Raw genomic sequence first — 26,184 nt, forward strand, 5'->3', positions numbered from 1 at the left:
ACCTGAATGTAATACCAAGGAGAGGTAGCAGCCATGGACTGGCGTCACAACGCCGTTTGCCGCGAGGAAGACCCCGAGCTCTTCTTCCCCATCGGCAACACTGGTCCTGCGCTGCTGCAGATCGAGGAAGCCAAGGCCGTCTGCCGTCGCTGCCCCGTCATGGAGCAGTGTCTGCAGTGGGCGCTCGAGTCCGGCCAGGACTCAGGCGTCTGGGGTGGTCTCAGCGAGGACGAGCGTCGCGCCATGAAGCGCCGTGCCGCTCGCAACCGGGCGCGTAACGCCAGCGCCTGACCCCCCTGCTACGAGCCTGAGCCCGGCGGAGCGTACAGCGAGTACGCACTCACCGCCTTCGAGCCGCAGCGCGCAGTACCCCCGATGCGCATAGCAACGTGAGCTTCGAGCCCCGGACCGTTCCACACGGTCCGGGGCTCATCGCTGTTCCGGCCGCCTGCTTCGGCTTCTCTACTTCTCGCCCTGGACGGGGATGTCGAGGACGACGCGGGTACCACGACCGGGCGCCGGGACCGGCACCATGTCGAAGGTTCCGCCCAACTCCCCTTCCACCAGGGTCCTTACGATCTGCAGACCCAGATTGCCGGCCCGCTGCGGGTCGAAGCCCTCGGGCAGTCCGCAGCCGTCGTCCTGGACGGTGATCAGCAGCCGGCCGGTCTCCGCGCGCTGATCGCCCCGTACGGCCGCGACCTCGACCGAGCCGCGCTCGCCCTGTGTGAAGGCGTGCTCCAGGGCGTTCTGCAGCACCTCGGTCAGGACCATGGAGAGCGGCGTGGCCACTTCGGCGTCGAGGATGCCGAATCGTCCCGTACGGCGGCAGTCGACCTTGCCCGGCGAGATCTCGGCGACCATCGCGATGACCCGGTCCGCTATCTCGTCGAACTCCACGCGCTCGTCCAGATTCTGGGAAAGAGTCTCATGGACGATCGCGATCGAACCGACGCGCCGTACCGCCTCGTTGAGCGCCTCCCGGCCGCCTTCGGAATCCATCCGGCGGGCCTGGAGGCGGAGCAGGGCGGCGACCGTCTGGAGGTTGTTCTTCACCCGGTGGTGGATCTCCCGGATGGTGGCGTCCTTGGTGATCAACTCACGCTCGCGGCGCCGGAGTTCCGTGACGTCGCGGAGGAGTACGAGAGAGCCGATCCGCACGCCCTTGGGCTTGAGCGGGATGGCGCGCAGCTGGATGACGCCGCCGTTGCCCTCGACCTCGGTCTCGCGCGGCGCGTAGCCGCTGGCGAGTTTGACCAGGGCCTCGTCGACAGGTCCCCGGGACGGGGCGAGTTCGGCGGTGGTCTGGCCGAGGTGGTGTCCGACGAGGTCGGAGGCTAGGCCCAGGCGGTGGTAGGCGGAAAGGCCGTTGGGGCTCGCGTACTGGACGACGCCGTCGGCGTCGAGCCTGATCAGCCCGTCGCCGACGCGCGGCGAAGCATCCATGTCGACCTGCTGCCCGGGGAAGGGGAACGATCCTGCAGCGATCATCTGGGCGAGGTCGGAGGCGGACTGGAGGTAGGTGAGCTCCAGCCGGGAAGGGGTCCGTACGGTCAGCAGGTTCGTATTGCGGGCGATGACGCCGAGCACCCGGCCCTCGCGGCGTACGGGGATCGACTCGACCCGCACCGGAACCTCCTCGCGCCACTCCGGGTCGCCCTCGCGCACGATCCGCCCCTCGTCGAGAGCGGCGTCGAGCAGGGGCCGGCGGCCGCGGGGAACGAGATGGCCGACCATGTCGTCCTGGTAGGAGGTGGGCCCGGTGTTGGGCCGCATCTGGGCCACGGAGACATAGCGGGTGCCGTCGAGGGTGGGGACCCAGAGGACGAGGTCGGCGAAGGAGAGGTCGGAGAGCAGCTGCCACTCCGAGACCAGCAGATGGAGCCACTCGAGGTCGGATTCACTGAGGGCTGTTTGCTGGCGTACGAGGTCGTTCATGGAGGGCACATCTGCGAGCGTACCCGCGGGGTGAACCCGTTGAGCCGTCCGCCCGTGCTGGAGGATGGACCGGGACTAAGCTCTGCAGATGGATGGACAGCGGAGAATGGTCTAGTCCACAATGTTTGAGTAAAGCCTCCACTCTCCCCGCACAGGAGGGTGGAACGAGGTACCCGGCGCTCTCTGCCCTGACTGCGTCGAGACCTCTTACACGGCCGAGCGGGACCGCACACCTGCCGGCCGGAGCAGCTCCGGGCTGCGGTGCCGTACGGGCCGAGGGTCCCGCCACGGCGCCGCGGCCCGCGGGTGCTCCCTTCCCCGCCGCCCGCGGGTGCTCCCCTTCCCTCAGCGCCCCTCACACCGCCCGGCCCCGGGCCGGGAACCCAGTTTCCCCGCGCCGGCGCCGGAGGACGGGAAAACCCCCGTCAGTGCGTCTGCGTCACCTTCGCCAGGGCGCGCGGCGCGTCCGGGTCCTGGCCGCGCGCGATCGTCACCTCGTACGCCAGCAGCTGCAGCGGCAGGATCTCCAGGATCGGCTGGAGTTCCTCCGGGACGCCGTCCACCGGGAGGACGAAGCCCGCCGACGCCGCGTCGACCTGGGGCTTGGGACCGATCACCACCAGATCCGCGCCGCGGTCGCGGAGGCGGTCGAGCACCGGCTGCAGGGCCTCACCGCCCTTGCCGTCCGTGACCACCGCGATGACCGGGGAGATGTTGTCGACCATGGCCAGCGGGCCGTGCAGCAGGTCCGCGCCGGAGTAGGCGAGGGCCGGGATGTAGCTCGTCTCCATCAGCTTCAGCGCGGCCTCCTTGGCCGTGGGATAGCCGTAACCCCGCGACGTGATCACCATCCGCTCGGCGAAGCGGTAGCGGGAGGCGAGCTGCCGCACCTCGTCCTGGCGCGACAGGGTCTGCGCGGCGAGCTCGGGGAGGATCTTCGCGGCCGCGCCGTCGCCGCCGCGCAGACCCTCCACGAACAGATAGAGCGCGAGCAGCGACGCGGTGTACGTCTTCGTCGCCGGAAGCGCCTTCTCCTCGCCCGCCAGGATGTCGATGTGGAATTCGGAGACCGCCGCCAGCGGGGAATCCGCGTTGTTGGTCACCGCCAGCGTGACCGCGCCCGCCTCCCGCGCCGCCTTAGTCGACGCCACCAGGTCCGGTGAGCCGCCGGACTGGCTGACCGTGATGACCAGGACGTCGGTCAGGTCGGGCCGTGCTCCGTACGCCGTCGTCGTCGACATGGAGGTCAGCCCGCACGGCAGACCCAGCTGGATCTCGAGCAGGTACTTGGCGTACAGCGCGGCGTTGTCGGACGTGCCCCGCGCGGTCAGCAGCACGAAACGCGGGCTGCGCGCCGCGATCGCCGCCGCCACCTCACGGATCTTCGGCGCGCCCTGCTGGAGGATGCGCCGCAGCACCGCCGGCTGCTCTGCCATCTCGCCGGACATGATCCGGCCGGGACGCTCGCTCTGCGCGGCCGAATTCGTGGCGGACATGCTGGGTGCCTCCCTGTGGCGTTCCTCGTGCCGGGGACGGAAGGGTCTCCGGTACAGCACGGTCCGCGTCGGTCAGGCCCCGGCACCCCTGCCGGTGATGACCTCCGCGGCGGCCCGTCCGCAGACGCGGGCGGCGCCATGGGTCGCGATGTGCAGGATCCCCCTCGGCTCCGCCCGGTCCACACCCATCTCGACCACGACCGTGTCGGGACGGGCCGCGATCAGGGTGTCCAGGGCGTCCGCCATCCAGGGGTGGCGGTGAACGTCGCGCACTACAGCGACGATCCTACGGTCCCCGGCAAGACCCAGCACATTTCCGACCAGGGAGGCCGTATCGGTCGAACCGTCATCCGCGCTGCCATACGTGTCGGTCGTCGTGCCCCGCAGTATCTCGGCCAGCTCCGCCGCCACTCCCCACGGAGTCTCGTCCCCCACCGCGATGTTGGCGACCGGCGTGAATGCGGCGACGTACGGAGCCCTCGTCAGCGGTTCGTACGGCGCCTCCCCCACCGTCACGCGCACCGCCCGGCGCGCCGCGACCAGGCCGATGTCGGTGCCGGGCGCGGTCCCCTCCTGTGAAGCCACGCCCGGCTCCGCTGCAGCCCCCCTGGCCCGTCGCGTCCAGTCGGCGAGCGCGCGCACCCGCGCGGCCGCGTCGGCCAGTCGCTCCTCGGGCAGTTCGCCGTCCCGTACCGCCGTGACCAGCGCGTCGCGCAGCCGCAGTACGGTCTCCTCGTCGGCCAGCCCGCCGCCGACGCAGATCGCGTCGGCACCTGCGGCGATCGCGAGGACGGAGCCGCGCTCGATGCCGTACACCGCCGAGATGGCCTGCATCTCCATGCCGTCGGTGACGATCAGGCCCTGGTAGCCCAGCTCTTCGCGCAGCAGACCGGTGAGGATCTGCGGGCTCAGTGTCGCCGGGCGGTTCGGGTCGAGCGCGGGAAGCAGGATATGCGCGCTCATCACCGCTTTGGAACCCGCCGCGATGGCCGCGCGGAAAGGCACCAGCTCACGGGCGTGCAGCGTGTCGAGATCAACGTCGATCCGGGGCAGCGCGTGGTGCGAGTCCACATTGGTGTCGCCGTGCCCCGGGAAGTGCTTGGTGCAGGCGGCGACTCCGGCGGCCTGGAGACCTTCGACGTACGCGACGGTGTGGCGGGCGGCGAGGGCCGTGTCCGCGCCGAAGGACCGTACGCCGATGACCGGGTTGTCCGGGTTGGAGTTGATGTCCGCGGACGGTGCCCAGTTGAGGTCGACTCCGCACTCGGCGAGCCGGCGGCCGAGTTCCCGGGCGACGGCCCGGGTGAGGTCCGTGTCGTCCACCGTGCCCAGCGCGTAGTTGCCGGGGAAGGAGGAGCCGGTGCGCACCTCGAGCCGGGTGACGTCCCCGCCCTCCTCGTCGATCGCGACCAGTACGTCGTCCCGCTCGGCCCGCAACTGCGTGGTGAGCGCCGCCAGCTGACCGGGCGAGACGATGTTGCGGCCGAACAGGCCGACGGCCGAGAGGCCTTCGCCGATCCGGCGCAGCAGCCAGTCCGGTGCGGTGGTGCCGACGAAGCCCGGCTGGAGGACGGCGAGCGCGTCGCGGGTCAGGGTGTCTGTACTGCGTACGAAAGTTGTCATGTGGACGGCGTCATCCCTTCACTGCGCCGGCCGTCAGACCCGCGGCCATTTTGCGCTGGACGAGGAGGAAGAGGATCACGATGGGGATGGCCATCATCGTGGCGCCCGCCATCATCGGGGCGTACTCGGTGCCGTTCTTGGTGGTGAAGTTGCCCAGCCACACGGTGGCGGTCTGGTTCTGTTGGCTCATCAGCATCAGTGCGTACAGATACTCGTTCCAGGCCTGGATGAAGCCGTAGACCGAGGTGGCGACCATGCCGGGAGCGAGCAGCGGGAAGACCACGCGGACGAAGGCGCCGGTGCGGGTGCAGCCGTCGACCATCGCCGCCTCCTCCAGTTCCCTGGGGATGTTGACGATGAACCCGCGCAGCGTCCACACCGTGAAGGGGAGGATGAAGGTCAGGTACGTGATGATCAGCCCGGTGAGCCTGTCGTACTGACCGAGGTCGTTCAGCAGCAGGAAGACCGGGATGATCATGGCGACCAACGGGATCATCTGGACCGCGAGGATCCCGACGATCACGATTTTGCGACCGCGGAAGGCGAACCGGGATATCGCGAGCGCGGCGAGCATGCCGACCGCGATGCCGATGACGACCACGACGAGCGAGACGGTCAGGCTGCGTCCGACCGGTCCCCAGAAGTCGGCGATGTCCAGGGCCCGCCGGAAGTTCTCCGTCGTGAAGACGTCGGGGAAGAAGTGCGGGTCGGGGTCGATGGCGTCCTTGGCCGGCTTGAACGCCGTGTTCAGCATCCAGTAGACCGGGAAGCCCGCGGTGACGAAGACGAGGAGGCCGAGCAGATTCCAGCCGAGCCGGCTCTTCCCGGGACGGCGGGTGGCGGCGGGAGCCGCGGCGGTCGAAGTCACTCCACCTCTCCGATCTTGAGCATCTGGCGCATGTAGACCGCGACCACACCGAGCAGCAGAATCACCGTGACAAGCGCGATCGCCGAGCCGGTGCCGTAGTCGTTGACGACGAAGGCCTTGTCGTACGAGTACGTGGTGAGCAGCTGGAACTCCGCCTCGGGATGACCGTTGCGCATCACGAAGACCTGCGGGAAGACACCCATGTCCCAGATCACCGAGAGCGTCGTCAGCATCACGATGATGGGCTTGAGGATCGGCAGGGTGACGAAGCGGAAGACGCCCCAGGCGCCGGCGCCGTCGAGACGGGCTGCCTCTTCGAGCTCCTTGGGCACCTGGGTGAGGCCGGCGCCGAGTGTGATCACGACGAAGGGCACGGCGCCCCAGACCACCAGAAGGATGATCACGGCCAGGCCCTGGGGGCCGCTGGCGAACCAGTTGTGGCCGATCATGTCGACTCCGGGCAGCCTGGAGAGCAGCCAGTTGAGTACGCCGTAATCGGCGTCGAAGAGCCACTTGAAGATCGCGGTGGCGACGATGATGGGCATGCCCCAGCTCGCCACGAGCGCGATGTTGACCAGGGTCTTCACCCAGCCGGAGACGCGTTGCAGCAGCAGCGCGACCAGCATGCCGAGGACCATCGTCAGGACCACGGCGCTGAAGGCGAAGACCACGGTCCGTACGACGACGGTCCAGAACTCGCTGTCCCCGAGGATCTTGGAGAAGTTGCCGAAGCCGACCGGCTCCGGGTCCTTGAAGCCCCACAGCTGGGGCTGCCCGAACTTCTGGAAGGAGAGGGTGACCAGCCGCACCAGCGGATAGCCGAGGACCAGCAGAAGGATGAGCAGGCAGGGCGCGAGCAGCAGCCAGGGCACTCCTGCGCCGCCCGTTGTCGGCTTTCTGCCCGGCTTTGCGGGGGCGGCGGCGCCGGTCCCCGGCGGTGGCGATTGCCGCGTCGGCGGCACCGTGGCGGTGGTTGTCTCTGCGGCACTCATCCCGTGCTCCTCAGCGGTCCCTCTCCCGGTACGGGCGGCAGGGCCCCGTCGCGGCGACGGAGCCCTGCCGAATAGGTCACTTGGTGTTGATGACCTTGTCGATCGCGGCGTCCGCGGCCTTCGCGGCGTCCTCGACCGACTTCTTGCCGGTGCCGATCTGCTGCAGCATCGTCTTGAGGGTCTGGGCCTTCTCGACCTGACCCCAGCCCGGCGCCATCGGCACGAACCAGTTGGACTCGGCGGCGGTGGCCGGGACCACCGTCTTCGGGTCGTTCTTCAGGGTCGCCAGGTCCGTCTTGTTGTTGGGCAGGTTGCCCTTGGCGAGCAGACCCTTCTGGCCCTGGGCGCCGGTGAAGGCGTTGATCCACTCGGCCGCGACCTCCTGCGCCCTGGACTTGACCGGGACGGCCAGGTCGGAGCCGCCGAGGAAGACGGGAAGGGCCTTGCCGTTCGGGCCGGGCATCACGAAGTTCTCGAGCTTGTCGGCGAGCTTGCCGACCTTGTCGTTCTTCGGGTCGGCGGCGGTGCCGCCCTCCCAGGCAGCGCTGAAGATGGTCGCGGACTTGCCCTGCCCGAAGACGACCGGCCGGTCGGACTCGTCCTTCGTCTTGTCGCCGTGCATGTACTTGTCGAGGATCGACTTGTACTCATTGAGGCCCTTGAGGGACTCGGGCGAGGAGAGGTTGGCCTTCCACGTGTCGCCGTCCTTCTTGGCGATGGAGCCACCGGCGTCGTACACGAACGACATCGCCGCGTACCAGTCCGGCGAAGGCTGGTACCAGGCGCTGAACTTGTCGCCCTTCTTCTCCTGGATCTTGTCCAGGGCGGCGGTGAGTTCCGCGTATGTCTTCGGGGCGGCCTTCACGCCGGCCTCGGTGGCGATGTCCTTGCGCCAGGTGCCGACACGGCCACCGGCGTAGTAGGGGACGCCGTAGGTCTTGCCGTCGTAGGTGACGGACTCCTTGAGGCCGTCCAGCCACGCGTCCGACTGCTCGAACTTCTTCGGGTCGACCTCGGCGAACGCGCCCTTGGTCATGTAGCCGAGCATCTCGGTGTTGCCCATCTCGACCACGTCCGGAGCCTTGTCCGTGGCGAGTACGGCGTCGAGCTTGGCGTTCTTGTCCGGCCAGCCGTAGTACTCGTGCTTGATCTTGATGCCCGGGTGCTTCTTGACGATCGCGTCGTCGGCGGCCTTCACCAGATCGGGCCAGTTGTTCTGGGCGTCGACCGTCAGCCAGACGGTCAGTTCCTTGGCGTCGCCGCCGCCGGCCTTGTCCCCGCCCTTGTCCGAATCACCACAGGCCGCAAGGCCGATCATCATGCCCGCGACGCCTACCGCCGCGATGAGCTTGCGCTTCACGCCACCCTCCTCAGGGATGCCTGCAACCCCCCTGCCCACCGCGAAGACATACGACGAGTACTGCTCGTGGGGCTGGGACCTGGTCTTTAATGGTTTAGACCAGTACCCGGAGCTTGGCCTAGACCTTTAGGGGTGTCAAGGGTGTATAAGAAGGGCTGTCACCTCCGTTATCGGACCGACACCTGAGGGAGGTCGACGACCCGCGACCGGACCGTGCCACCATGTGAGCCGCAACAGACGGAGGAGCCGGTGACGGCAGCAGGACAAGAGTCGGGAAGGCGGGCCATGGCCACGGACGGGGGCGGCACCGAGACCGAGGGCGGGGCACAGACCCGTACCGCGCGGGTGCCCAAGTACTACCGGCTGAAGCGCCACTTGCTGGACATGACGGAGACGCTGCCGCCCGGCACGCCCGTACCGCCGGAGCGCACGCTCGCCGCGGAGTTCGACACCTCGCGCACGACGGTGCGCCAGGCGCTCCAGGAACTGGTCGTCGAGGGCCGCCTCGAGCGCATCCAGGGCAAGGGCACCTTCGTGGCCAAGCCCAAGGTCTCGCAGGCCCTGCAGCTCACCTCGTACACCGAGGACATGCGGGCCCAGGGTCTCGAGCCCACCTCGCAACTGCTGGACATCGGGTACGTCACGGCCGACGACACGCTGGCCGGACTGCTGGACATCGCGACCGGCGGACGGGTGCTCCGGATCGAGCGGCTGCGGCTGGCGAGCGGCGAACCGATGGCGATCGAGACGACGCATCTGTCGGCCAAGCGCTTCCCGGCACTGCGGCGCAGCCTGGTGAAGTACACCTCGCTCTACACGGCGCTGGCCGAGGTGTACGACGTTCATCTGGCCGAGGCCGAGGAGACGATCGAGACCTCGCTGGCCACACCGCGCGAGGCGGGGCTGCTCGGTACGGACGTGGGCCTGCCGATGCTGATGCTGTCGCGCCACTCGCTGGACGCGCAGGGTGAGCCGGTGGAGTGGGTGCGCTCGGTGTACCGCGGCGACCGGTACAAGTTCGTGGCGAGGCTTCAGCGCCCCAAGGACTGAGTCCTGCACGTGGTGTGGCGCGGGTGACATTCCTGCTCTACGGTCCTCCCGTCATCGCAAGCGACGGGAGGACGAAGCGGTGCGCTCAGCAAACTCCCGAACCATCGTCATCCGGAGGCCCGTTGCGCCGATCGGCGCGGCCGGCCGGCAGGTACTGGCACTCTCGCGCGGCGATGAGGTGTCGGCCACCTGGATGGTGGCCGCCGCCCTCGGCTCGTACTCCATCGGCCACGGCACGACTGCTTCGCCGCGATCGCGGGCGGTGCGCCGGCCGGGGACCGCGACGCCGGACGAAGCGCCGTATGTGGTGTCGACGTTGACAGCCCCGGCCGGACTCCGGCCCACCGAGGAGGAGAAGGGGGAGGCGCGGGATGCTGCTGAACGGGCTGCGGCGGGCCGTCGGCGCGGTGCGCCGGTACGTACGCGAATTGATGGACGAGACGGCATACAACCGGTATGTCGCACACGCGCGGTCCCACGATCCGGCCGTATCCGTGCCGTCCCGGCGGGAATTCGAGCGGATGCGGACGGACCGCCAGGAGTCGGACCCGGGTTCAGGCTTCCCCTGTTGCTGAAACCGCTGGTGAAGGCGGCGGGGTTGAAAGTTGTTGCCGTACCGATATGCGAACAGGGGGTGACTCTGCGCGAGACCCTCGCCTAGATTGCCTGCGCATTACACAGGCCACAGGTGAGGGGACGGAGCCGCCGTATGTCAGCAGAGCCTGGCGCGCCAGAAGCGCCGGAATTGCCTGAAGTTCCTGAAGTTCCTGACGCGAAACCGCCGGTCATCACGCCGGTGCGCGTGATCATCGCCCTCTGCCTCTTCGCGCCGTTTGTGGCGATGCTCTGGGTCAGTTCGTATGCGAAGACCGAGCCTGCCTTCATCGGCATCCCGTTCTTCTACTGGTACCAGATGCTCTGGGTGCTCGTCTCGACCGCACTCACCATGATCGCTTACCAGCTGTGGCAGCGTGACCAGCGCGCCCGCAAGGGAGGTGCGTCGAAGTGAAGGACGGCGTGAACGGCGTCGCACTCGGCGTCTTCATCTTCTTCTTCCTGGCCGTCACGGTCATGGGCTTCCTGGCCGCGCGCTGGCGCAAGGCGGAGAGCGACAGCCTCGACGAATGGGGCCTGGGCGGCCGGTCGTTCGGCACCTGGGTCACCTGGTTCCTGCTCGGCGGTGACCTGTACACGGCGTACACGTTCGTCGCCGTGCCGGCGGCTATCTACGCGGCGGGCGCGGCGGGCTTCTTCGCCGTGCCGTACACGATCCTCGTATATCCGCTGATCTTCACCTTCCTGCCGCGGCTGTGGTCGGTGTCGCACAAGCACGGGTACGTCACCACCTCGGACTTCGTACGCGGGCGCTGGGGCTCGAAGGGTCTCTCGCTTGCGGTCGCCGTCACCGGCATCCTGGCGACGATGCCGTACATCGCGCTCCAACTGGTCGGCATCCAGGCGGTGCTCGATGTGATGGGCGTCGGCGGCGGCGAGACGACCAGCTGGTTCGTCAAGGACCTGCCGCTGCTGATCGCCTTCGGTGTGCTGGCGGCGTACACCTACTCGTCCGGCCTGCGGGCGCCGGCACTGATCGCGTTCGTCAAGGATGCGCTGATCTACATCGTCATCGCGGTGGCGATCATCTACATCCCGATCAAGCTCGGCGGCTTCGACGACATCTTCGCGAAGGCGGGCGACGCGTTCGCACAGGTCAACCCGGCGACGGAGAAGCCACGCGGCGCGCTGGTGCCGGGTGAGGCGGGCCAGTGGGGTTACGCGACGCTGGCGCTGGGCTCGGCGCTCGCGCTCTTCATGTATCCGCACTCGATCACGGCCACACTGTCCTCGCGCAGCCGTGATGTGATCCGCCGCAACACCACCATCCTGCCGCTGTATTCGCTGATGCTGGGTCTGCTGGCATTGCTCGGGTTCATGGCGATCGCGGCCGGAATCAAGGTGCAGAACGGTCAGCTGGCGATCCCTCAGCTGTTCGAGACGATGTTCCCGGACTGGTTCGCCGGTGTGGCGTTCGCGGCGATCGGCATCGGCGCGCTGGTGCCGGCGGCGATCATGTCGATCGCGGCGGCGAATCTGTTCACCCGGAACATCTACAAGGACTTCATCAAGCCGGACGCGACACCCGCGCAGGAGATGAAGGTCTCCAAGCTGGTCTCGCTGCTGGTGAAGGTGGGCGCGCTGGTCTTCGTCCTGACGATGGACAAGACAGTGGCGATCAACTTCCAGCTCCTCGGCGGCATCTGGATCCTCCAGACCTTCCCGGCGCTGGTCGGCGGCCTGTTCACGCGCTGGTTCCACCGCTGGGCGCTGCTGGCGGGCTGGGCGGTCGGCATGATCTACGGCACGTCGGCGGCGTACGGAGTCGCGAGCCCGGCACAGAAGCACTTCGGCGGCTCCTCGGCGGAGATCCCGGGCATCGGCGAGATCGGCTACATCGGCCTCACGGCGTTCATCCTGAACGTGGTGGTGACGGTGGTCATGACGTTCGTCCTGCGTGCGCTCAAGGCCCCGGAGGGCGTCGACGAGACCAGCCCGTCGGACTACACGGCGGACGCGGGCGACGCGGGCGTCCAGGTGGAACTGCCGCCGGCGACGGCGGGGGTGAGTCACTGACGGTGCGGCCGGCGTGAGGGCCGTCGCGTTTCCCGGGAGGGGACGCGACGGCCCTTTGCTGTGGGGCGGACGGGCTGAACCTTCCCGCCGCGCCCGGCGGATCAAGCGCCGCCGACGACGGGGGACGCGGGATCCGGGGCGGAGACACGGCCCATCCCCGGGATCGCCTTGCTCACTTACGCGTTGGAGCCGCAGTGCTCCACGACACAACATGTGGGGGGTGCCGCATCAAGCGGCCCCCACATGTATGCTCATGCTCGCTGTCGACGCAGGGGAATCCGGTGCGAATCCGGAACTGTCCCGCAACGGTGTGATGCGGTGCGCTTTGTCGTACCCCGCCAGTCCGAGGACCTGCCGACGGTGCATCCGGCTCGACCGAACCGGGTGCCGAGACGTCCGGGCCTCGCGGTTGGGCCGGTGGACGCCGTACGGTGTGCTGCCCTTCGACGGGTGCGCCCGTACCGGCCTCCCCTCCCCCGCCGGCCCAGAGCCGAGCGAGGGAGAGCACCACGTGACCATCGCGCCAGCCGATCCGGCTTCAGGCATCTCCGAGCAGGTGGCCGACGGCCCCGGGACCGCGCTGCTGCGGACCCTCACGGACCTCACCGCCGATCTGCCCGACACCGACCCCGGACGCGTCGCCGCCGCCGCGCTGCGCGGCCGGCACGCCGGGTCGGACGCGGCCGAGCTACGGAGCCTCGCCACCGACGCGGCCGCGGGGCTGATCTCCGAGGATCCTGCCTACTCGCGGCTCGCCGCCCGGCTGCTGACCCGTCATATCGCGGACGAGGCAGCCGGACAGGGCGCGGTTGCCTTCTCCGCTTCCGTCGCGGTCGGGCACCGCGAGGGCCTGATCGCGGACCGCACGGCACGGTTCGTGACGCTGCACGCAGCGCGGCTGGACTCCCTCGTCGACCAGGCCGCCGACGACCGCTTCGGCTACTTCGGTCTGCGCACCCTCTACAGCCGGTATCTGCTTCGGCACCCGATCACCCGTCAGGTCATCGAGACCCCCCAGCACTTCATGCTGCGCGTCGCCTGCGGTCTCGCCGAGGACGATTCGGTCCTTGCCCTGGACGAAGTCGCCGCGCTGTACGGCCTGATGAGCCGCCTCGACTACCTGCCTTCCTCGCCCACGCTCTTCAACTCCGGCACCCGCCACCCTCAGATGTCCTCCTGCTATCTGCTGGACTCGCCGCTGGACGAGCTCGACTCGATCTACGACCGCTACCACCAGGTGGCCCGTCTTTCGAAGCACGCGGGCGGCATCGGCCTCTCCTACTCCCGTATCCGCTCGCGCGGTTCGCTGATCCGGGGCACCAACGGCCACTCCAACGGCATCGTCCCGTTCCTCAAGACCCTCGACGCCTCGGTCGCCGCGGTGAACCAGGGCGGCAGGCGCAAGGGCGCCGCCGCCGTCTACCTGGAGACCTGGCACTCCGACATCGAGGAGTTCCTGGAGCTGCGCGACAACACCGGTGAGGACGCCCGGCGTACGCACAACCTGAATCTCGCGCACTGGATCCCGGACGAGTTCATGCGCCGCGTCGAGGCGGACGCCGACTGGTCGCTGTTCTCGCCCGCGGACGTGCCGGAGCTGGTCGACCTGTGGGGCGACGAGTTCGACGCGGCGTACCGCAGGGCCGAGGCCGCGGGTCTCGCGCAGAAGTCCATGCCGGCCCGTGACCTCTACGGCCGCATGATGCGGACGCTCGCCCAGACCGGCCAGGGCTGGATGACCTTCAAGGACGCCTCCAACCGCACCGCCAACCAGACGGCGGAGCCGGGCCACACGGTCCACTCCTCGAACCTCTGCACCGAGATCCTCGAGGTGACGGACGACGGTGAGACGGCCGTCTGCAACCTCGGCTCGGTCAACCTGGGGTCGTTCGTGGCCGACGGCGGCATCGACTGGGAGCGGCTCGACGCGACCGTCCGTACCGCCGTCACCTTCCTCGACCGCGTCGTCGACATCAACTTCTACCCGACCGAGCAGGCCGGCCGCTCCAACGCCAAGTGGCGTCCGGTGGGCCTCGGCGCGATGGGCCTCCAGGACGTCTTCTTCAAGCTCCGTCTGCCCTTCGACTCGGCCGAGGCGAAGGCGCTCTCCACGAAGATCGCCGAGCGGATCATGCTCGCGGCGTACGAGGCGTCCTGCGACCTCGCCGAGCGCAATGGCCCGCTGCCCGCCTGGTCCCGGACGCGCGCGGCCCGCGGCGTGCTGCACCCCGACCACTACGACGTCGAGCTGAACTGGCCGGAGCGCTGGGACGCGCTGCGCGCCCGGGTCGCCTCGACCGGCATGCGCAACTCCCTGCTGCTCGCCATCGCGCCGACCGCGACCATCGCCTCGATCGCCGGTGTCTACGAGTGCATCGAGCCGCAGGTCTCCAACCTCTTCAAGCGCGAGACACTGAGCGGTGAATTCCTCCAGGTCAACGGCTACCTGGTGGCGGAGCTGAAGAAGCTGGGTGTCTGGGACGCGCAGACCCGTGAGGCGCTGCGCGAGTCCAGCGGCTCGGTGCAGAACTTCAGCTGGATCCCGGCCGACGTCGGCGCGCTGTACCGCACCGCGTGGGAGATCCCGCAGCGCGGCCTGATCGACATGGCGGCGGCCCGTACGCCGTTCCTGGACCAGAGCCAGTCGCTGAACCTCTTCCTGGAGACGCCGACGATCGGGAAGCTCAGCTCGATGTACGCGTACGCCTGGAAGCGGGGGCTGAAGACGACGTACTACCTGCGCTCCCGCCCGGCGACGCGGATCGCCCGCGCGGCCGGCTCCGGCGCTGCGGCGGCCGCCACTCCCATCCCGATGCAGCAGGCGTCGGAGCCCGACGCGGACGCGGTCGCCTGCTCCCTCGAAAACCCCGAGTCCTGCGAGGCATGCCAGTAATGACCACCCCGAACACCGAGAAGAACCTGCTGGACCCGGGCTTCGAACTGACCCTGCGTCCGATGCGTTACCCGGACTTCTACGAGCGCTACCGCGACGCGATCAAGAACACCTGGACCGTGGAGGAGGTCGATCTCCACTCCGACGTGGCCGACCTCGCCAAGCTCTCCGCCGGTGAGCAGCACATGATCGGCCGGCTGGTCGCGTTCTTCGCGACGGGCGACTCGATCGTCTCCAACAACCTGGTGCTGACCCTCTACAAGCACATCAACTCCCCGGAGGCGCGGCTCTATCTGAGCCGTCAGCTCTTCGAGGAGGCGGTGCACGTCCAGTTCTATCTGACGCTGCTGGACACCTATCTGCCGGACCCGGCCGACCGCGCGGCCGCCTTCGACGCGGTCGAGGAGATCCCCTCCATCCGTGAGAAGGCCCAGTTCTGCTTCAAGTGGATGGACTCGGTCGAGAAGATCGACCGGCTGGAGTCGAAGGCCGACCGCCGTCGCTTCCTGCTGAACCTGATCTGCTTCGCGGCGTGCATCGAGGGCCTGTTCTTCTACGGCGCGTTCGCGTACGTCTACTGGTTCCGCTCCCGCGGTCTGCTGCACGGTCTGGCCACCGGCACCAACTGGGTGTTCCGGGACGAGACGATGCACATGAACTTCGCCTTCGAGGTCGTGGACACCGTCCGCAAGGAGGAGCCCGAGCTCTTCGACGATGCGCTCCAGCAGCGCGTCACCGACATGCTGAGGGAAGCCGTCGAGGCGGAGCTGCAGTTCGGCCGTGATCTGTGCGGCGAGGGTCTGCCCGGCATGAACACCGAGTCGATGCGCGAGTACCTCCAGTGCGTCGCCGACCAGCGGCTGACGCGGCTGGGCTTCGCTCCGGTGTACGGCTCGGAGAACCCGTTCTCCTTCATGGAGTTGCAGGGCGTTCAGGAGCTGACCAACTTCTTCGAGCGCCGTCCCTCCGCCTACCAGGTGGCCGTCGAGGGCTCGGTCGGCTTCGACGACGACTTCTAGGCCTTCATGACCAGGCCGTCAGGACCAGGCCTACAGGACCATGTGAATACGGGGGACGGGGGCTGAACGGCCGGGCGGATGCCTTCTGCGCATCCGCCCGGCCGTTTCAGATGTTCTGCCGCGCGCAGCACTCGGGCCCGAGCTGCTGACGCGGCACACGGACCGCTATCCCGCATTGCACGGGGCCTTCACCGCGACCGTCGTCGGCGCCGGGCGCGACGAGGGGCCGGAGTTCGCACGGACCGTCGCCCTCGACGGGACCGGCGCGCTGGTCGAGGAGCGGCGCACCGCGCGACGCGGCTCGGTCTTGAGCGGCTCGGTCTTGAGCAGCTCGGCCTCGCGCAGTTCGGACTTACGCAGCTCGGCCTCACGCAACTGACGGTCGATGGCCCGCTCCCTGGCGTGCCCGACAAAGGAGGGAAGCGTGATCAGCCCGAACAGGGCGACTACGAACAGGTAGTTCAGCAAGGTGTTCATGACGTCCACTGTCGTCCCTCCGCCCTGAAGAAGTCAGTGGCAGGACTGTCATTGACCATCGAATTACTGCCACACTGATTCCATGCTGAAAAATGTGGCTGCCGTCCTGCTGGACGAAGTGCACCCCTTCGAGCTCGGCGTCGTCTGTGAGGTGTTCGGCCTCGACCGCAGCGACGACGGACTGCCCGTCTACGACTTCGCGGCGGTCTCCGCCGAGGGCCCCACCCTGCACACCCACGCCGGGTTCACCCTCAGCACTCCGTACGGCCTCGAACGGCTGGAGGATGCCGACCTCATCGCCGTCCCCAGCGGTGGCTCGTACACCACCCGCGGCTATCCCGGTGAGCTCCTCGACGCACTGCGCCGCGCCGTGGACCGAGGCGCGCGCGTGCTCAGCGTCTGCACCGGGGCGTTCGTCCTCGGTGCGGCCGGACTCCTCGACGGCCGCCGCTGCACCACCCACTGGCGGCACGCGCAGGCACTGGCCGACCGTCATCCGCTGGCCCTCGTGGACCCCGATGTGCTGTACGTCGACGAAGGTCCGCTGATCACCTCGGCCGGCACCGCGGCGGGGATCGACGCCTGCCTCCACGTCGTACGCCAGGAGCACGGTCCCGAGGTCGCCAACCAGGTCGCCCGCCGGATGGTGATCCCGCCGCACCGCGACGGCGGGCAGGCGCAGTACATCGAGCGCCCGCTGCCACGAACCCCCTGCGACACCGTCGGCGACGTGCTGTCCTGGATGGAGCGGCATCTGGACCGCGAGATGACCGTCGAGCAGCTCGCGGCCCGCGCCCATATGTCGCCGCGCACCTTCGCCCGCCGCTTCCAGCAGGAGACGGGAACCACTCCGTACCGCTGGCTGCTGCGCCAGCGGGTGCTGCTGTCACAGGAGTTGCTGGAGTCAACGGACGAGACGGTGGACGCGATCGCGGGCCGCGCCGGCTTCGGGAACGCGGCCGGGCTGCGCCACCACTTCCTCCGTACGCTCGGCACCACACCGAACGCGTACCGCAGGACCTTCCGCGGCCCGGTGCGCGGGGCGGCGTGAACGCCCAGGGGCCCCGCTCGCTGTGAGCGGGGCCCCTGGGCAGACGTACAGGATCAGACGTTCGGGACGGTCTCGTAGCGCGGCGTGCCCTCTTCCATCTGCCGCAGCGCGTCCTTGCGGTCCCGCTTCGAGAGCCGGTCGATGTACAGGTAGCCGTACAGGTGGTCCGTCTCGTGCTGCAGGCAACGGGCGAAGTACCCCGTGCCCCGCACCTTGACCGGCTTGCCCTCGGCGTCCTGTCCGCGCACCACCGCGTAGTCGGGCCGCGCCAGCGCCGCGTACGCCGTCGGGACGGACAGGCACCCTTCGTTGGCCTCGTCCAGGACACGGCGCTCGGCCGGCAGCTCCTCGAGTACCGGATTGCAGACGACACCGACGTGACGTACGCCCTCGTCGTCCATGCAGTCATAGACGAAGACCTTCAGGTCCACGCCGATCTGGTTGGCCGCCAGGCCGACGCCCTCGGCCGTCCGCTGGCTGGCGAACATGTCGTCGATGAGAGCGGCGAGCTTGCCGTCGAACTCGGTGACGTCCTTGCACTCCTTGTGAAGCACCGGATTGCCGACGACCGTGATCGGGCGCGACGTGCCACGCTCCCGGTACGCCAGCTCGCGCGCCTCGCAGTCTTCTGTATCCACGACGAAACCATCGTTTACCTGCTGGTCCGTCTCCTGCTGCGACGCCATGTCAGCCGTACGCCCTTCTCGGTACTGGGGCCCCCGGACGAAGTCACTGGGGGGAGCTTGGTCACTCTGTGCCCGTACAGCCTACGGCCAGAGGTCAGCAGACTTCCTCGAGATCCCGCCACTCACGGGAGTCCGGGCTGTCCGCGACCCAGCTGTCGAGCAGCCCGCGTACGAGCCCGACGGGCGCCGCGATGCCGCACTCACGCTCCGGAGACCACAGATCGCCTGCCGTGCGGTGGCCCAGCGGCCCCGGATGTCCCGGCTCGCTGTGGTCGTGCGGATCGAGATGCTCGCCCTCGCCCTCGGCACTGGGCATCCGGCCCTCGGAACAGGCCCGGCACAGCAGTCGCACCGACGAGGACCAGTCCTCGGCCGCGAATCCGGCGTCGGCGGCGAGCCGCTCCAGGGCGTCCCGGTCGGCCTCGGTCGCGGCCTCCAGCAGGACCACCCAGGTGGGTACGGGCGAGGGGGCCCAGAGCTCGATCTCGTCGAAGACGGGGTAGGACGGTCCCGCGGTGGTGGTCCGCTCGCCGTGGGGCACTCCGTCGTGCAGGACGACCTCGCCCCAGCGGCGCCCCGAGGACGGCAGCGGGATGGAGAGCACTTCTATCCGTGCCGGGTCGAGCCTGCGGCCCCACACCACTTCGGCCTCGCCCTCGGGCGAGAGCCGGACGGCCGCACTTCCCAGCTCCATGCCGACCGGCTCGCCGTTGGCAGCGGCCGCGCCCGGCACCTTGAGTCCATAGGCCTGCCAGGCGCGACGGGCCAGTGGCCAGTCCTGCAGGGCGGTGGCGGCGATCCCGACGTTCCACCAGTCGGGGGCACCGGTCTCCTTGTCGAGCAGAGCGACGGCACGCAGTCCCGCGGCGCGCGCCTGCTCCCAGTCGTGCCGGAATTTGTGCAGCAGCGCCAGATTGAACCAGGACTCGGAGAGCCAGGGCTCAAGATCCGCCGCCCGCGTCAGCAGTGCGCCGGCGTCCTCGTACCTGCCGTCGCCGATCAGCGTGAACGCGCGGTCGGTGGCCTGCCGCCAAGAAGCGGAGGGCCGATGCCGTACCTTCCCGAAGATCCTCACGATTCCCGCCTGCCGGTCGCTCGGGTCAGTGCCCCCGGACACCCTCTTCTTCGCATCCAACCATGCCCGGTCACAGGCTCGCTCATTACCCATGGGTTACCCAGGTGGGACCGGGGCCAGACCGCCTCGTGCGAGGACTCTGGCAAGCGATTCCACGACCTCCGGCTGGTAGTCGTGGCCGGTCCCGAGACGCAGCCGTTCGAGTGCCGTGAGCACGCCGCCCGCCGTTCCTCCGCTTCCCCCGGTGAGATCGTCGTATGCGTTGACGGTCCGGACGATTCTGGCGGGCAACGGCTGCTCCCGGTACGGATCTGCCTGGCGCTCCACCACGACGGCGACGGCCACGGGGACGCCGGTCTGCCGGACGACCGCTCCGCCGAGGAGTGCTATGCGGCGCTGCTCGGCGGCGGGCAGCAGGGCGGTGGCGCCCTCCGGTACGGGGTCCACCAGCGAGAGCTGGCCGATGTCGTGCATCAGCGCCGCGTACTCCAGAACGGTCAGATCGGGCCCGGAGAGCCCAAGCTCGCGCCCGACGGCGGTACTGAGCGCGGCCACTCTGCGGGCGTGGCCGGGCTGTGTGTAGCCGGCGATCTCGGTGGACCTGGCGAGGGAGGCGATGGTCTGCCGGTTGGTGGTCCGCACCGCGGTGTAGCGCCGGAAGGACAGCTGGGTGAGCAGCAGGGGTACGCAGAACACCGGGAGGGCCCACAGTCCGGCGACGGCGACGGCGAGGGCCATCACGGCTCCGGTGGCGCAGACGGCGGAGCCGATTCCGAGGAGGGCCCTCAGCTCGTCGCGCAGCAGCGGCCCGTACGGAACGGGCGTACCTCCCATGCGCTTGGCGCTATGGGGGAGGGTGCGGGCGCGCAGCATCGCGGCGGCCAGGACCGCGTCGCACAGGGCGGTCAGTACGAGCAGGACGAGAAGGAAGACCGCGTGGTACGCCCCGGGCCCGACGACTTTGCCCAATTCACCCGAGTTGTACAGCGGTTGGAAGCATGCTGCCGCGAACCCGACGGTCAGCACCCGCCGCGTCACCTGATCGAGTACGGGCCCGCTCCCGCGCGCCACATGCGGTACGGAGCCGACGAGCGCGGCCGCGACCACGACGGCGACGACCTGGAGGACACCGTGGGTGGTGGGCTCCCCGGCGCACTCTCCGAGCAGCGCATACGCGAGTGCCCCGGCGGCCGCGAGCGGCGCGGGTTCCCGCTCTCCGGGCGCGGCCCCCCACCTGACGAGCGCGCCGACGACGATGAGGGCGCCGAAGGCGAGGGCGTTCCCCGGCTGCTCCACTCCCTGCCACAGGGTCCACGCCAGCCCTGCGCCGGTGAGCAGGGCGGCGGCGGTGTAGATGGTGCCGACGATGACGCCCGGCCGCCGTATCACGCCTCGCCCGCTCTCACCCCGGGCCATCCGCCGCGCCGTCGTCGCGCCCGGGCACTGCCACGCGTAGCGGCTCCGGCTGAGGCGGTACGTTTCCTCGCACGTCCGGCCCGCGCCCCACCCCCGCCGGCTCGTCCGACGTCACCGCCGTCTCCCAGCCGTGCCGCTCCAGCGCCTTGGCCAGCGCGCGCACCATTTCCGGGTCGAACTGCGTCCCCGCGCACCGCCGCAGTTCCTCCAGCGCCACCGGCACCGGCCGGGCCCGCCGGTACGACCGGGTGGAGGTCATCGCGTCGAACGCGTCCGCCACCGCCACCACCCGTGCGAACTCCGGGATCTGCCCCCCGGCCAGCCCGTACGGGTAGCCGCTCCCGTCCAGCCGCTCGTGATGGTGCAGGATCGCCGCCCGCGCCTCCCCCAGGAACCCGATGCCGCGCACCATTTCGTGCCCGTACTCGGGATGCAGCTCTATCACCCGCCGCTCGTCCGGCGTCAGCGGACCGTCCTTGCGCAGCACCCGCGTCGGCACGCCGAGCTTGCCGACATCGTGAAGGATCCCGGCGAACCGGAGTACCTCGAGGCGCTCCTCCTCCATGCTCAGTTCACGCGCGATCAGCACCGACGCCCGCCCCACCCGCTCGCTGTGCCCGCGGGTGTACTTGTCCTTGATGTCGACGGCCTGCACCAGGGCCCGGATGGTTGCCTGATGGGCGGCGTGCTCACGGTGGTACTGCGCGAAGATCCAGCAGGAGATGTACATCGGCAGCAGGACGAAGAGCGCGGAGAGCGGCCCGTACGGACTCCGCCACAGCACCGCCATCATCAGTCCGGCGAGCCCGTGCGCACAGTGCGGCGCAGGCGAGCTCAGCAGCAGCCCGCGCCAGGCGGTCCTTACTGGCAGCCGTTCCGCGGTGGCCAGGATGCCGACGTCGAGCGTGGTCAGCACCAGGCAGAAGGCGAGCGCACCGGCGGCGGCCGGCAGCAGCGCGTACGGAAAGTCCGGCGCCCGCAGTACCCGCTGACCGTTCAGCAGCAGATACGCCTGCGCCGCGCCCCAGGTCGCTAGCGCGAGCTGCGCGGCGCGCCAGATCCGGCGTACTCCGGCCGGGCGCCGGTCGACCCGCCCCAGCAGCGCGCCGGGCACGGCGACGAGCGCTGCCGCGGCCGGCGGCAGCAGAAAGGCGGCGGCAAGGAGCACGGGAAAGAACGATCCGGCAGCCACCGGCACGGAGTCGCCCAGGTAACGGCAGCGGGCGGGCAGCTCGCACACGGCGTACAGCCCGGCGAGCATCAGCATGGTGGTCCAGGGGACCTCGGCGCCGGGCCGCGGCACAGGCAGCACGGGCGGCAGTACGGGCAGCACACACACCACAGCGCCCAGCACGGCGCACAGAATGTACGCCCGTGCCGCCGTCGGTATGGCCTTCACTGCCCCGCCCCCTCCTCAAATCGAGCGCCAGGCTAGCGATTTGAGGGGTGCGCGGCGGCCGGAAGCCCGTGATTCGCACCTACGGGTGAATGTGAAAAGGGTGCGTCGCGACAACCGCGACACACCCCGTTCATATGTTCGTATGTGCGACCTACTCCTGCGCGACGCTCGGCAGCTCGGCGCCGGAGACCGTCACATCGTGGTCGGGCACGGCCTGCCCGGACCGGATCAGATCGATGCGTCCCATCACCTTGGCCCGCAGATCGCTGGGCACGTCGTCATGTCCGCAGCAACGCTTGACCAGCTTCTTCACGGCCTGCTCGAGCCCGTACTTCTCCAGACAGGGAGAGCACTCCTCGAAGTGGACCTCGAACTTGGTGCAGTCGCTGTCGGGCATCTCATGGTCGAGAAACTCGTAGAGATGGTCCAGGACCTCCGAGCAATCCGTCTCATGCGGCTCTCCGCAGCTCATGAGCCCGAGCCTTTCGCTTCGTTCGACTCTCCTGCACCGGCCGGGACGAGCCCGCGCTCACGGGCGTAGTCCTCCAGCATTCCGCGCAGTTGACGGCGGCCACGGTGCAGCCGGGACATCACCGTACCGATGGGTGTACCCATGATGTCCGCGATCTCCTTGTACGCAAAGCCCTCTACGTCGGCGAGATAGACCGCCATGCGGAACTCTTCGGGGATCGCCTGGAGAGCCGCCTTGACGTCCGAGTCCGGCAGATGGTCGAGGGCCTGCGACTCGGCGGAACGCAGTCCGGTCGACATGTGCGACTCGGCGCGCGCGAGCTGCCAGTCCTCGATCTCCTCCGCGGCGCTGCGCTGGGGCTCGCGCTGCTTCTTGCGGTAGGAGTTGATGAAGGTGTTCGTGAGAATCCGGTACAGCCACGCCTTGAGGTTCGTGCCCTCACGGAACTGATGGAAGGATCCGTACGCCTTGGCATACGTCTCCTGCACGAGGTCCTCGGCATCGGCCGGATTGCGCGTCATGCGCAGCGCGGCCGAGTACATCTGATCGAGGTACCCGAGGGCGTCCCGCTCGAAGCGGGCATTGCGCTCGGCGGTCGTCTCCTCGGACTGCTCCGCCCGGCCGTCGTCGGTCCCTGCGTCGGTCCCAGTGACCGGACCCACCTCCTCCAACGATGTGGCGAGGCCGAATGCGGACCCGCTCGAATCGGAGGATAGACGACGATCCGCTCCGCCCGCCGCCCCAACAGGGACGGTCTTCGCCGCGGGAAGCACCGTCCACTCCAGGTCAGCGGTGTGCGAGCGACTCGGGCAGATGGTCGAACCCATGCGACGGACTCCCTACTCAATGCACCATGCTCTGTTCTCCGACATCCGCCACAACAGTGCTCGTACGCTCAGCATTCCCCGAGCCCGCGGACCCAGCTGCCGACCGCGTCCGTGATGAGGCTCACCACCTCGGCCTCTGTCGTCCCCGCCCGCTTGGGTACGCCGAACCCGTGATCCCCATAAGGGACTTCCACAAGCTCGTACGCCCCCTCGGGGAACTCTCCGGGCTTGCCGAAGGGATCATTGCCGCCCTGTACGACGAGGGTCGGCACCCCGGTGCCGAGGAGCTCCTCGGCGCGGGACTTCTCGGGCCTGCCGGGCGGATGCAGCGGAAAACTCAGCGCGAGCACCCCGGCGGCGCCCAGCTCCTGCGCGGTCCGGCAGGCGACCCGCGCCCCGGCACTGCGCCCACCGGCGACGACGGGCAGCCCCGGCTTCCCCAGCACGGGCCAGACACCGCGCCACCCCACGTCGAGCGTCCTGGGTGCGGGCGCGACCTTCTTCCCGGCCACCCGCCAAGGCTGCTCGACGAGCGCGACGGTGACCCGCTCCTCGGGCAGGACGCCGGCGATCGCCTGCAGATCGCGCGCCTCGATCCCACCCCCGGCCCCATGGCTGAGCGCCACCACGAGCCGCGCCCGCCGGGCCGGGTACCAGGTGACGCGGGCGTCCCCGGCTGCTGTCTCAACAATCTCGCTCCGACTCACGAGCCCCATCCTGCCGCTGCCGGGGCGCGGGGGGCGCGTCGTGGGGGTCCGGGCGCGCGTGCGTCCCCTCGCGCGGCAGCAGGGCCGCTCCGGCGAGGAGCGGAAGTGGGTGGCGTACCGCCGCACGCGGGATCCGACGTATGCCGACCACCGCCAGGACGAGCCCGGGCGCGCTGCCGGAGCTGCCGGAGGATTTACGACGAGCGAGCCCCGGCCCGACTCGATGACCTGCCGCCGGGCCGGCGGCACGCAGCTGACGCTCTCAGCCACCAGCCACTGGGGCACACCCGCATCACTCAACCGCCGCCGGCCCCCGCGGCGCGCGGCTACCGCTCCTCGGGACGCGGGCCCGCGGCCACTTCATCGCCCGCGGCGCGCGGCTGCCGCTGCCCGGAGCGGCGGGGCCGCAGCGGCCTCATCGCCCGCGACACGCAGCTACCGCTGCTCTGGCACGGGCCGCCGGGGCCCGCCGGGGCTCACAGCCTCGGGGTCCGGGGGGTGCCCCGGTTTCGGGAAGGGGCGGGGCCGGGGAGAAGCACCCCCCGGTCAGAACAGCGTGCCCACCTCCGGCCCCGACAGCTCCTCCAGCAGCTCCGGGCCGTTGTTCCGGACATTGCTGACCGCCGTCGTCACCGGATACGCCCTCATCAGCCCACCCGGCGGCGGCTCCAGCAGCCCACGCAGCTCCCCCTCATCCGTCCTGGACGGGTCCAGCCACGCGTCCCACCGGTCCGGCGTCAGCATCAGCGGCATGCGCGGGTGGATGTCCGACAGCGACCGCGGGCCCTCCGCCGGGGCCACCCCCAGCGGCCCCGTCTCCGCCTCGGTCGTGATCACCGAGCACGTCACCCACCACGCCCGCGGATGGTCGTCCGGCAGCGTGCGGTCGCGCCAGAACTCGTACAGGCCGGCCATCGCGAACACCGACCCGTCCGACGGCGTCACGAAGTACGGCTGCTTCCGGGGCCGCTTCTTCTTCCCCTCGACCTCCAGCTCCCGCTCCCCCGCCCCGGTCACCCACTCGTAATAGCCGTCCGCCGGCAGAATGCAGCGCCGTGACAGAAACGGTTTGCGGAACGACGGCTTCTCGTGCACCGTCTCCGCCCGCGCGTTGATCATCCGCGCGCCGCCCTCCGGCGACTTCGCCCATGACGGCACGAGGCCCCACTTCAGCGCCCGCAGCTGGCGAACCGGACGACGGTCTTCAGCGTCCTTAACAGGGCGTTCGAGAATCGCGTAGACCTCTTTCGTGGGGGCCACGTTCCAGTCGGGCGCCAGCGTCTCCTCCGGCTCCCATTTCTCGACCTCGAAGAGTCCCGCGAGATCCTCGGGTCCACGACTCGCTGCATACCGTCCGCACATGAATGCCAGACTGCCACTCCCGCCCGCCGCCCGAGGAGCCGCCCGAGAAATGGCCACCGATCCCGTCACCACCCTCAGCAGCGCCGCGATAGGCGACCTCTGGGACCGCGTCTTCGGCACCCAGCCCGTCCCTGACGAGTGGCTCGTCATCGTCACCGGTCTGGTCGCGCTCGCCGCCGTCGTACCCCACCCCCTCTGGCGGCTCTCCCGCAACGCGATCACCATCGCCCACGAAGGCGGCCACGGCCTCGTGGCCCTGCTCACCGGCCGCCGCCTCGACGGCATCCGGCTGCACTCCGACACGAGCGGCCTCACCGTCAGCGCCGGCAAGCCGACCGGAATCGGCATGATCCTGACCGCCGCCGCCGGCTACACCGCCCCGCCGCTGCTCGGCCTCGGCGGGGCCTACCTGCTCGCCGCGCACCACATCACGCTGCTTCTCTGGCTGGCCACCGCCCTGCTCATCGCGATGCTGGTGATGATCCGCAATGCGTACGGCGCGCTGACCGTGATCATCACGGGTGCCGCCTTCCTGCTCATCTCCTGGCTGACGGAACCCGGCGTACAGTCCGTCTTCGCCTACGTCGCCGTCTGGTTCCTGCTGCTCGGTGGGGTACGGCCGGCCTTCGAGCTCCAGTCCAAGCGCCGACACGGCGGGGCCCCGGACTCGGACGCCGACCAACTCTCCCGGCTGACCCATGTGCCGGCCGCGATGTGGCTGTTCCTCTTCCACTCGGTGTCGATCTGTTCCCTGATCGGCGGCGGCCGCTGGCTGCTGGGCCTCTGACACCACGCCAAAGCCCCGGAGAGCCCTCTACCACCGCTTGGTTACGCCCCCATTT

24 protein-coding genes and 1 riboswitch are annotated in these 26,184 nt (G+C 69.4%); of the genes, 9 read left to right on the plus strand and 15 right to left on the minus strand.

Annotated features, from left to right (window positions below; all coding sequences use genetic code 11):
* Window positions 1-33: 33 nt before the first annotated feature.
* Window positions 34-291, plus strand: coding sequence for a WhiB family transcriptional regulator (locus tag ACWDZ6_RS09995; RefSeq protein WP_003953983.1), 258 nt, complete (start codon window positions 34-36; stop codon window positions 289-291).
* 171 nt (window positions 292-462) lie between these two features.
* Here ACWDZ6_RS09995 and ACWDZ6_RS10000 read toward each other — a convergent pair whose 3' ends face one another.
* The 6 genes from ACWDZ6_RS10000 to ACWDZ6_RS10025 all read right to left on the minus strand — a co-directional run bounded on the left by ACWDZ6_RS10000 (window position 463) and on the right by ACWDZ6_RS10025 (window position 8,277).
* On the minus strand, window positions 463-1,938 hold the full coding sequence (locus ACWDZ6_RS10000; protein WP_451502684.1) for a sensor histidine kinase: 1,476 nt from the start codon (window positions 1,936-1,938) through the stop codon (window positions 463-465).
* Between the two features lie 425 nt (window positions 1,939-2,363).
* Window positions 2,364-3,434, minus strand: coding sequence for an SIS domain-containing protein (locus ACWDZ6_RS10005; RefSeq protein ID WP_451502477.1), 1,071 nt, complete (start codon window positions 3,432-3,434; stop codon window positions 2,364-2,366).
* Between the two features lie 72 nt (window positions 3,435-3,506).
* Window positions 3,507-5,057: a glycoside hydrolase family 3 protein gene (locus ACWDZ6_RS10010; protein ID WP_451502478.1), complete on the minus strand. Its 1,551-nt coding sequence runs from the start codon at window positions 5,055-5,057 to the stop codon at window positions 3,507-3,509.
* Between the two features lie 10 nt (window positions 5,058-5,067).
* Window positions 5,068-5,925 (minus strand): carbohydrate ABC transporter permease, encoded by an 858-nt coding sequence (locus ACWDZ6_RS10015; protein ID WP_326652490.1) that lies wholly within the window; start codon window positions 5,923-5,925, stop codon window positions 5,068-5,070.
* Window positions 5,922-6,917, minus strand: a complete 996-nt coding sequence (locus tag ACWDZ6_RS10020) for a carbohydrate ABC transporter permease (protein ID WP_351457717.1) — start codon at window positions 6,915-6,917, stop codon at window positions 5,922-5,924. The genes ACWDZ6_RS10015 and ACWDZ6_RS10020 overlap by 4 nt, the downstream gene beginning before the upstream one ends.
* A gap of 76 nt (window positions 6,918-6,993) precedes the next feature.
* On the minus strand, window positions 6,994-8,277 hold the full coding sequence (locus ACWDZ6_RS10025) for an extracellular solute-binding protein (RefSeq protein WP_451502479.1): 1,284 nt from the start codon (window positions 8,275-8,277) through the stop codon (window positions 6,994-6,996).
* 285 nt (window positions 8,278-8,562) lie between these two features.
* Here ACWDZ6_RS10025 and ACWDZ6_RS10030 point away from each other — a divergent pair, with 285 nt between their 5' ends.
* The 6 genes from ACWDZ6_RS10030 to ACWDZ6_RS10055 all read left to right on the plus strand — a co-directional run bounded on the left by ACWDZ6_RS10030 (window position 8,563) and on the right by ACWDZ6_RS10055 (window position 15,870).
* Window positions 8,563-9,327 carry a GntR family transcriptional regulator gene (locus tag ACWDZ6_RS10030; protein WP_366733147.1) on the plus strand — a complete coding sequence of 255 codons (765 nt, stop codon included), beginning with the start codon at window positions 8,563-8,565 and terminating at the stop codon, window positions 9,325-9,327.
* A 371-nt stretch (window positions 9,328-9,698) separates the two neighbouring features.
* Entirely contained in the window at window positions 9,699-9,902 is a 204-nt protein-coding gene (locus ACWDZ6_RS10035; RefSeq protein WP_451502480.1) for a YbdD/YjiX family protein, read from the plus strand.
* A 134-nt stretch (window positions 9,903-10,036) separates the two neighbouring features.
* Window positions 10,037-10,336, plus strand: a complete 300-nt coding sequence (locus ACWDZ6_RS10040) for a DUF3311 domain-containing protein (protein ID WP_451502481.1) — start codon at window positions 10,037-10,039, stop codon at window positions 10,334-10,336.
* The gene (gene mctP, locus ACWDZ6_RS10045) at window positions 10,333-11,958 is read left to right on the plus strand and encodes a monocarboxylate uptake permease MctP (protein ID WP_451502482.1); all 1,626 of its coding nucleotides are present in this window, start codon (window positions 10,333-10,335) and stop codon (window positions 11,956-11,958) included. Before ACWDZ6_RS10040 ends, mctP begins: the two co-directional genes overlap by 4 nt.
* Before the next feature lie 247 nt (window positions 11,959-12,205).
* Window positions 12,206-12,331, plus strand: a riboswitch (cobalamin riboswitch).
* Window positions 12,332-12,469: 138 nt separating this feature from the next.
* On the plus strand, window positions 12,470-14,851 hold the full coding sequence (locus ACWDZ6_RS10050; protein WP_451502483.1) for a ribonucleoside-diphosphate reductase subunit alpha: 2,382 nt from the start codon (window positions 12,470-12,472) through the stop codon (window positions 14,849-14,851).
* Window positions 14,851-15,870 carry a ribonucleotide-diphosphate reductase subunit beta gene (locus tag ACWDZ6_RS10055; RefSeq protein WP_451502484.1) on the plus strand — a complete coding sequence of 340 codons (1,020 nt, stop codon included), beginning with the start codon at window positions 14,851-14,853 and terminating at the stop codon, window positions 15,868-15,870. The genes ACWDZ6_RS10050 and ACWDZ6_RS10055 overlap by 1 nt, the downstream gene beginning before the upstream one ends.
* 165 nt (window positions 15,871-16,035) lie before the next feature.
* On the opposite strand, the gene ACWDZ6_RS10060 is transcribed toward ACWDZ6_RS10055, so the two are convergent.
* The gene (locus ACWDZ6_RS10060) at window positions 16,036-16,347 is read right to left on the minus strand and encodes a hypothetical protein (protein WP_451502485.1); all 312 of its coding nucleotides are present in this window, start codon (window positions 16,345-16,347) and stop codon (window positions 16,036-16,038) included.
* Window positions 16,348-16,429: 82 nt separating this feature from the next.
* Here ACWDZ6_RS10060 and ACWDZ6_RS10065 point away from each other — a divergent pair, with 82 nt between their 5' ends.
* Window positions 16,430-17,398, plus strand: coding sequence for a helix-turn-helix domain-containing protein (locus ACWDZ6_RS10065; RefSeq protein WP_351457693.1), 969 nt, complete (start codon window positions 16,430-16,432; stop codon window positions 17,396-17,398).
* Between the two features lie 53 nt (window positions 17,399-17,451).
* Here the strand turns inward: ACWDZ6_RS10065 and def are convergent, their stop codons facing one another.
* From def to ACWDZ6_RS10105, 8 genes are all read right to left on the minus strand, one after another.
* Window positions 17,452-18,084 carry a peptide deformylase gene (def, locus tag ACWDZ6_RS10070; RefSeq protein ID WP_451502486.1) on the minus strand — a complete coding sequence of 211 codons (633 nt, stop codon included), beginning with the start codon at window positions 18,082-18,084 and terminating at the stop codon, window positions 17,452-17,454.
* A gap of 94 nt (window positions 18,085-18,178) precedes the next feature.
* Window positions 18,179-19,159 (minus strand): tetratricopeptide repeat protein, encoded by a 981-nt coding sequence (locus ACWDZ6_RS10075; protein WP_351457687.1) that lies wholly within the window; start codon window positions 19,157-19,159, stop codon window positions 18,179-18,181.
* A 96-nt stretch (window positions 19,160-19,255) separates the two neighbouring features.
* Complete coding sequence (locus ACWDZ6_RS10080) at window positions 19,256-20,575, minus strand: HD-GYP domain-containing protein (protein WP_451502487.1); 1,320 nt, start codon at window positions 20,573-20,575, stop codon at window positions 19,256-19,258.
* A complete protein-coding gene (locus tag ACWDZ6_RS10085; RefSeq protein WP_451502488.1) occupies window positions 20,562-21,974 on the minus strand; it encodes an HD-GYP domain-containing protein in 1,413 nt (470 codons plus the stop codon). The genes ACWDZ6_RS10080 and ACWDZ6_RS10085 overlap by 14 nt, the downstream gene beginning before the upstream one ends.
* A gap of 151 nt (window positions 21,975-22,125) precedes the next feature.
* Complete coding sequence (gene rsrA / locus ACWDZ6_RS10090) at window positions 22,126-22,446, minus strand: mycothiol system anti-sigma-R factor (RefSeq protein WP_326652476.1); 321 nt, start codon at window positions 22,444-22,446, stop codon at window positions 22,126-22,128.
* Entirely contained in the window at window positions 22,443-23,108 is a 666-nt protein-coding gene (locus ACWDZ6_RS10095; RefSeq protein WP_351457682.1) for a sigma-70 family RNA polymerase sigma factor, read from the minus strand. The genes rsrA and ACWDZ6_RS10095 overlap by 4 nt, the downstream gene beginning before the upstream one ends.
* A gap of 233 nt (window positions 23,109-23,341) precedes the next feature.
* Window positions 23,342-23,980, minus strand: coding sequence for an alpha/beta hydrolase family protein (locus ACWDZ6_RS10100; RefSeq protein WP_451502489.1), 639 nt, complete (start codon window positions 23,978-23,980; stop codon window positions 23,342-23,344).
* Between the two features lie 546 nt (window positions 23,981-24,526).
* Window positions 24,527-25,342: an SOS response-associated peptidase gene (locus ACWDZ6_RS10105; protein WP_451502490.1), complete on the minus strand. Its 816-nt coding sequence runs from the start codon at window positions 25,340-25,342 to the stop codon at window positions 24,527-24,529.
* A 49-nt stretch (window positions 25,343-25,391) separates the two neighbouring features.
* On the opposite strand from ACWDZ6_RS10105, the gene ACWDZ6_RS10110 reads away from it, so the two are divergent.
* Window positions 25,392-26,129, plus strand: coding sequence for a M50 family metallopeptidase (locus ACWDZ6_RS10110; RefSeq protein WP_366733156.1), 738 nt, complete (start codon window positions 25,392-25,394; stop codon window positions 26,127-26,129).
* The last annotated feature ends 55 nt before the right edge of the window (window positions 26,130-26,184 follow it).

It is taken from the genome of Streptomyces sp. NPDC002926 (assembly GCF_053591755.1).

Coding starts and splice junctions, on each gene's coding strand:
- ACWDZ6_RS10040 (WP_451502481.1), top strand. CDS start 10,037: ATGTCAGCAGAGCCTGGCGCGCCAGAAGCGCCGGAATTGCCTGAAGTT.
- ACWDZ6_RS10020 (WP_351457717.1), bottom strand. CDS start 6,917: ATGAGTGCCGCAGAGACAACCACCGCCACGGTGCCGCCGACGCGGCAA.
- ACWDZ6_RS10105 (WP_451502490.1), bottom strand. CDS start 25,342: ATGTGCGGACGGTATGCAGCGAGTCGTGGACCCGAGGATCTCGCGGGA.
- ACWDZ6_RS10005 (WP_451502477.1), bottom strand. CDS start 3,434: ATGTCCGCCACGAATTCGGCCGCGCAGAGCGAGCGTCCCGGCCGGATC.
- ACWDZ6_RS10000 (WP_451502684.1), bottom strand. CDS start 1,938: ATGAACGACCTCGTACGCCAGCAAACAGCCCTCAGTGAATCCGACCTC.
- ACWDZ6_RS10010 (WP_451502478.1), bottom strand. CDS start 5,057: ATGACAACTTTCGTACGCAGTACAGACACCCTGACCCGCGACGCGCTC.
- ACWDZ6_RS10065 (WP_351457693.1), top strand. CDS start 16,430: ATGCTGAAAAATGTGGCTGCCGTCCTGCTGGACGAAGTGCACCCCTTC.
- ACWDZ6_RS10055 (WP_451502484.1), top strand. CDS start 14,851: ATGACCACCCCGAACACCGAGAAGAACCTGCTGGACCCGGGCTTCGAA.
- ACWDZ6_RS10035 (WP_451502480.1), top strand. CDS start 9,699: ATGCTGCTGAACGGGCTGCGGCGGGCCGTCGGCGCGGTGCGCCGGTAC.
- ACWDZ6_RS10060 (WP_451502485.1), bottom strand. CDS start 16,347: ATGAACACCTTGCTGAACTACCTGTTCGTAGTCGCCCTGTTCGGGCTG.
- rsrA (WP_326652476.1), bottom strand. CDS start 22,446: ATGAGCTGCGGAGAGCCGCATGAGACGGATTGCTCGGAGGTCCTGGAC.
- ACWDZ6_RS10110 (WP_366733156.1), top strand. CDS start 25,392: ATGGCCACCGATCCCGTCACCACCCTCAGCAGCGCCGCGATAGGCGAC.
- ACWDZ6_RS09995 (WP_003953983.1), top strand. CDS start 34: ATGGACTGGCGTCACAACGCCGTTTGCCGCGAGGAAGACCCCGAGCTC.
- def (WP_451502486.1), bottom strand. CDS start 18,084: ATGGCGTCGCAGCAGGAGACGGACCAGCAGGTAAACGATGGTTTCGTC.
- ACWDZ6_RS10080 (WP_451502487.1), bottom strand. CDS start 20,575: ATGGCCCGGGGTGAGAGCGGGCGAGGCGTGATACGGCGGCCGGGCGTC.
- ACWDZ6_RS10030 (WP_366733147.1), top strand. CDS start 8,563: ATGGCCACGGACGGGGGCGGCACCGAGACCGAGGGCGGGGCACAGACC.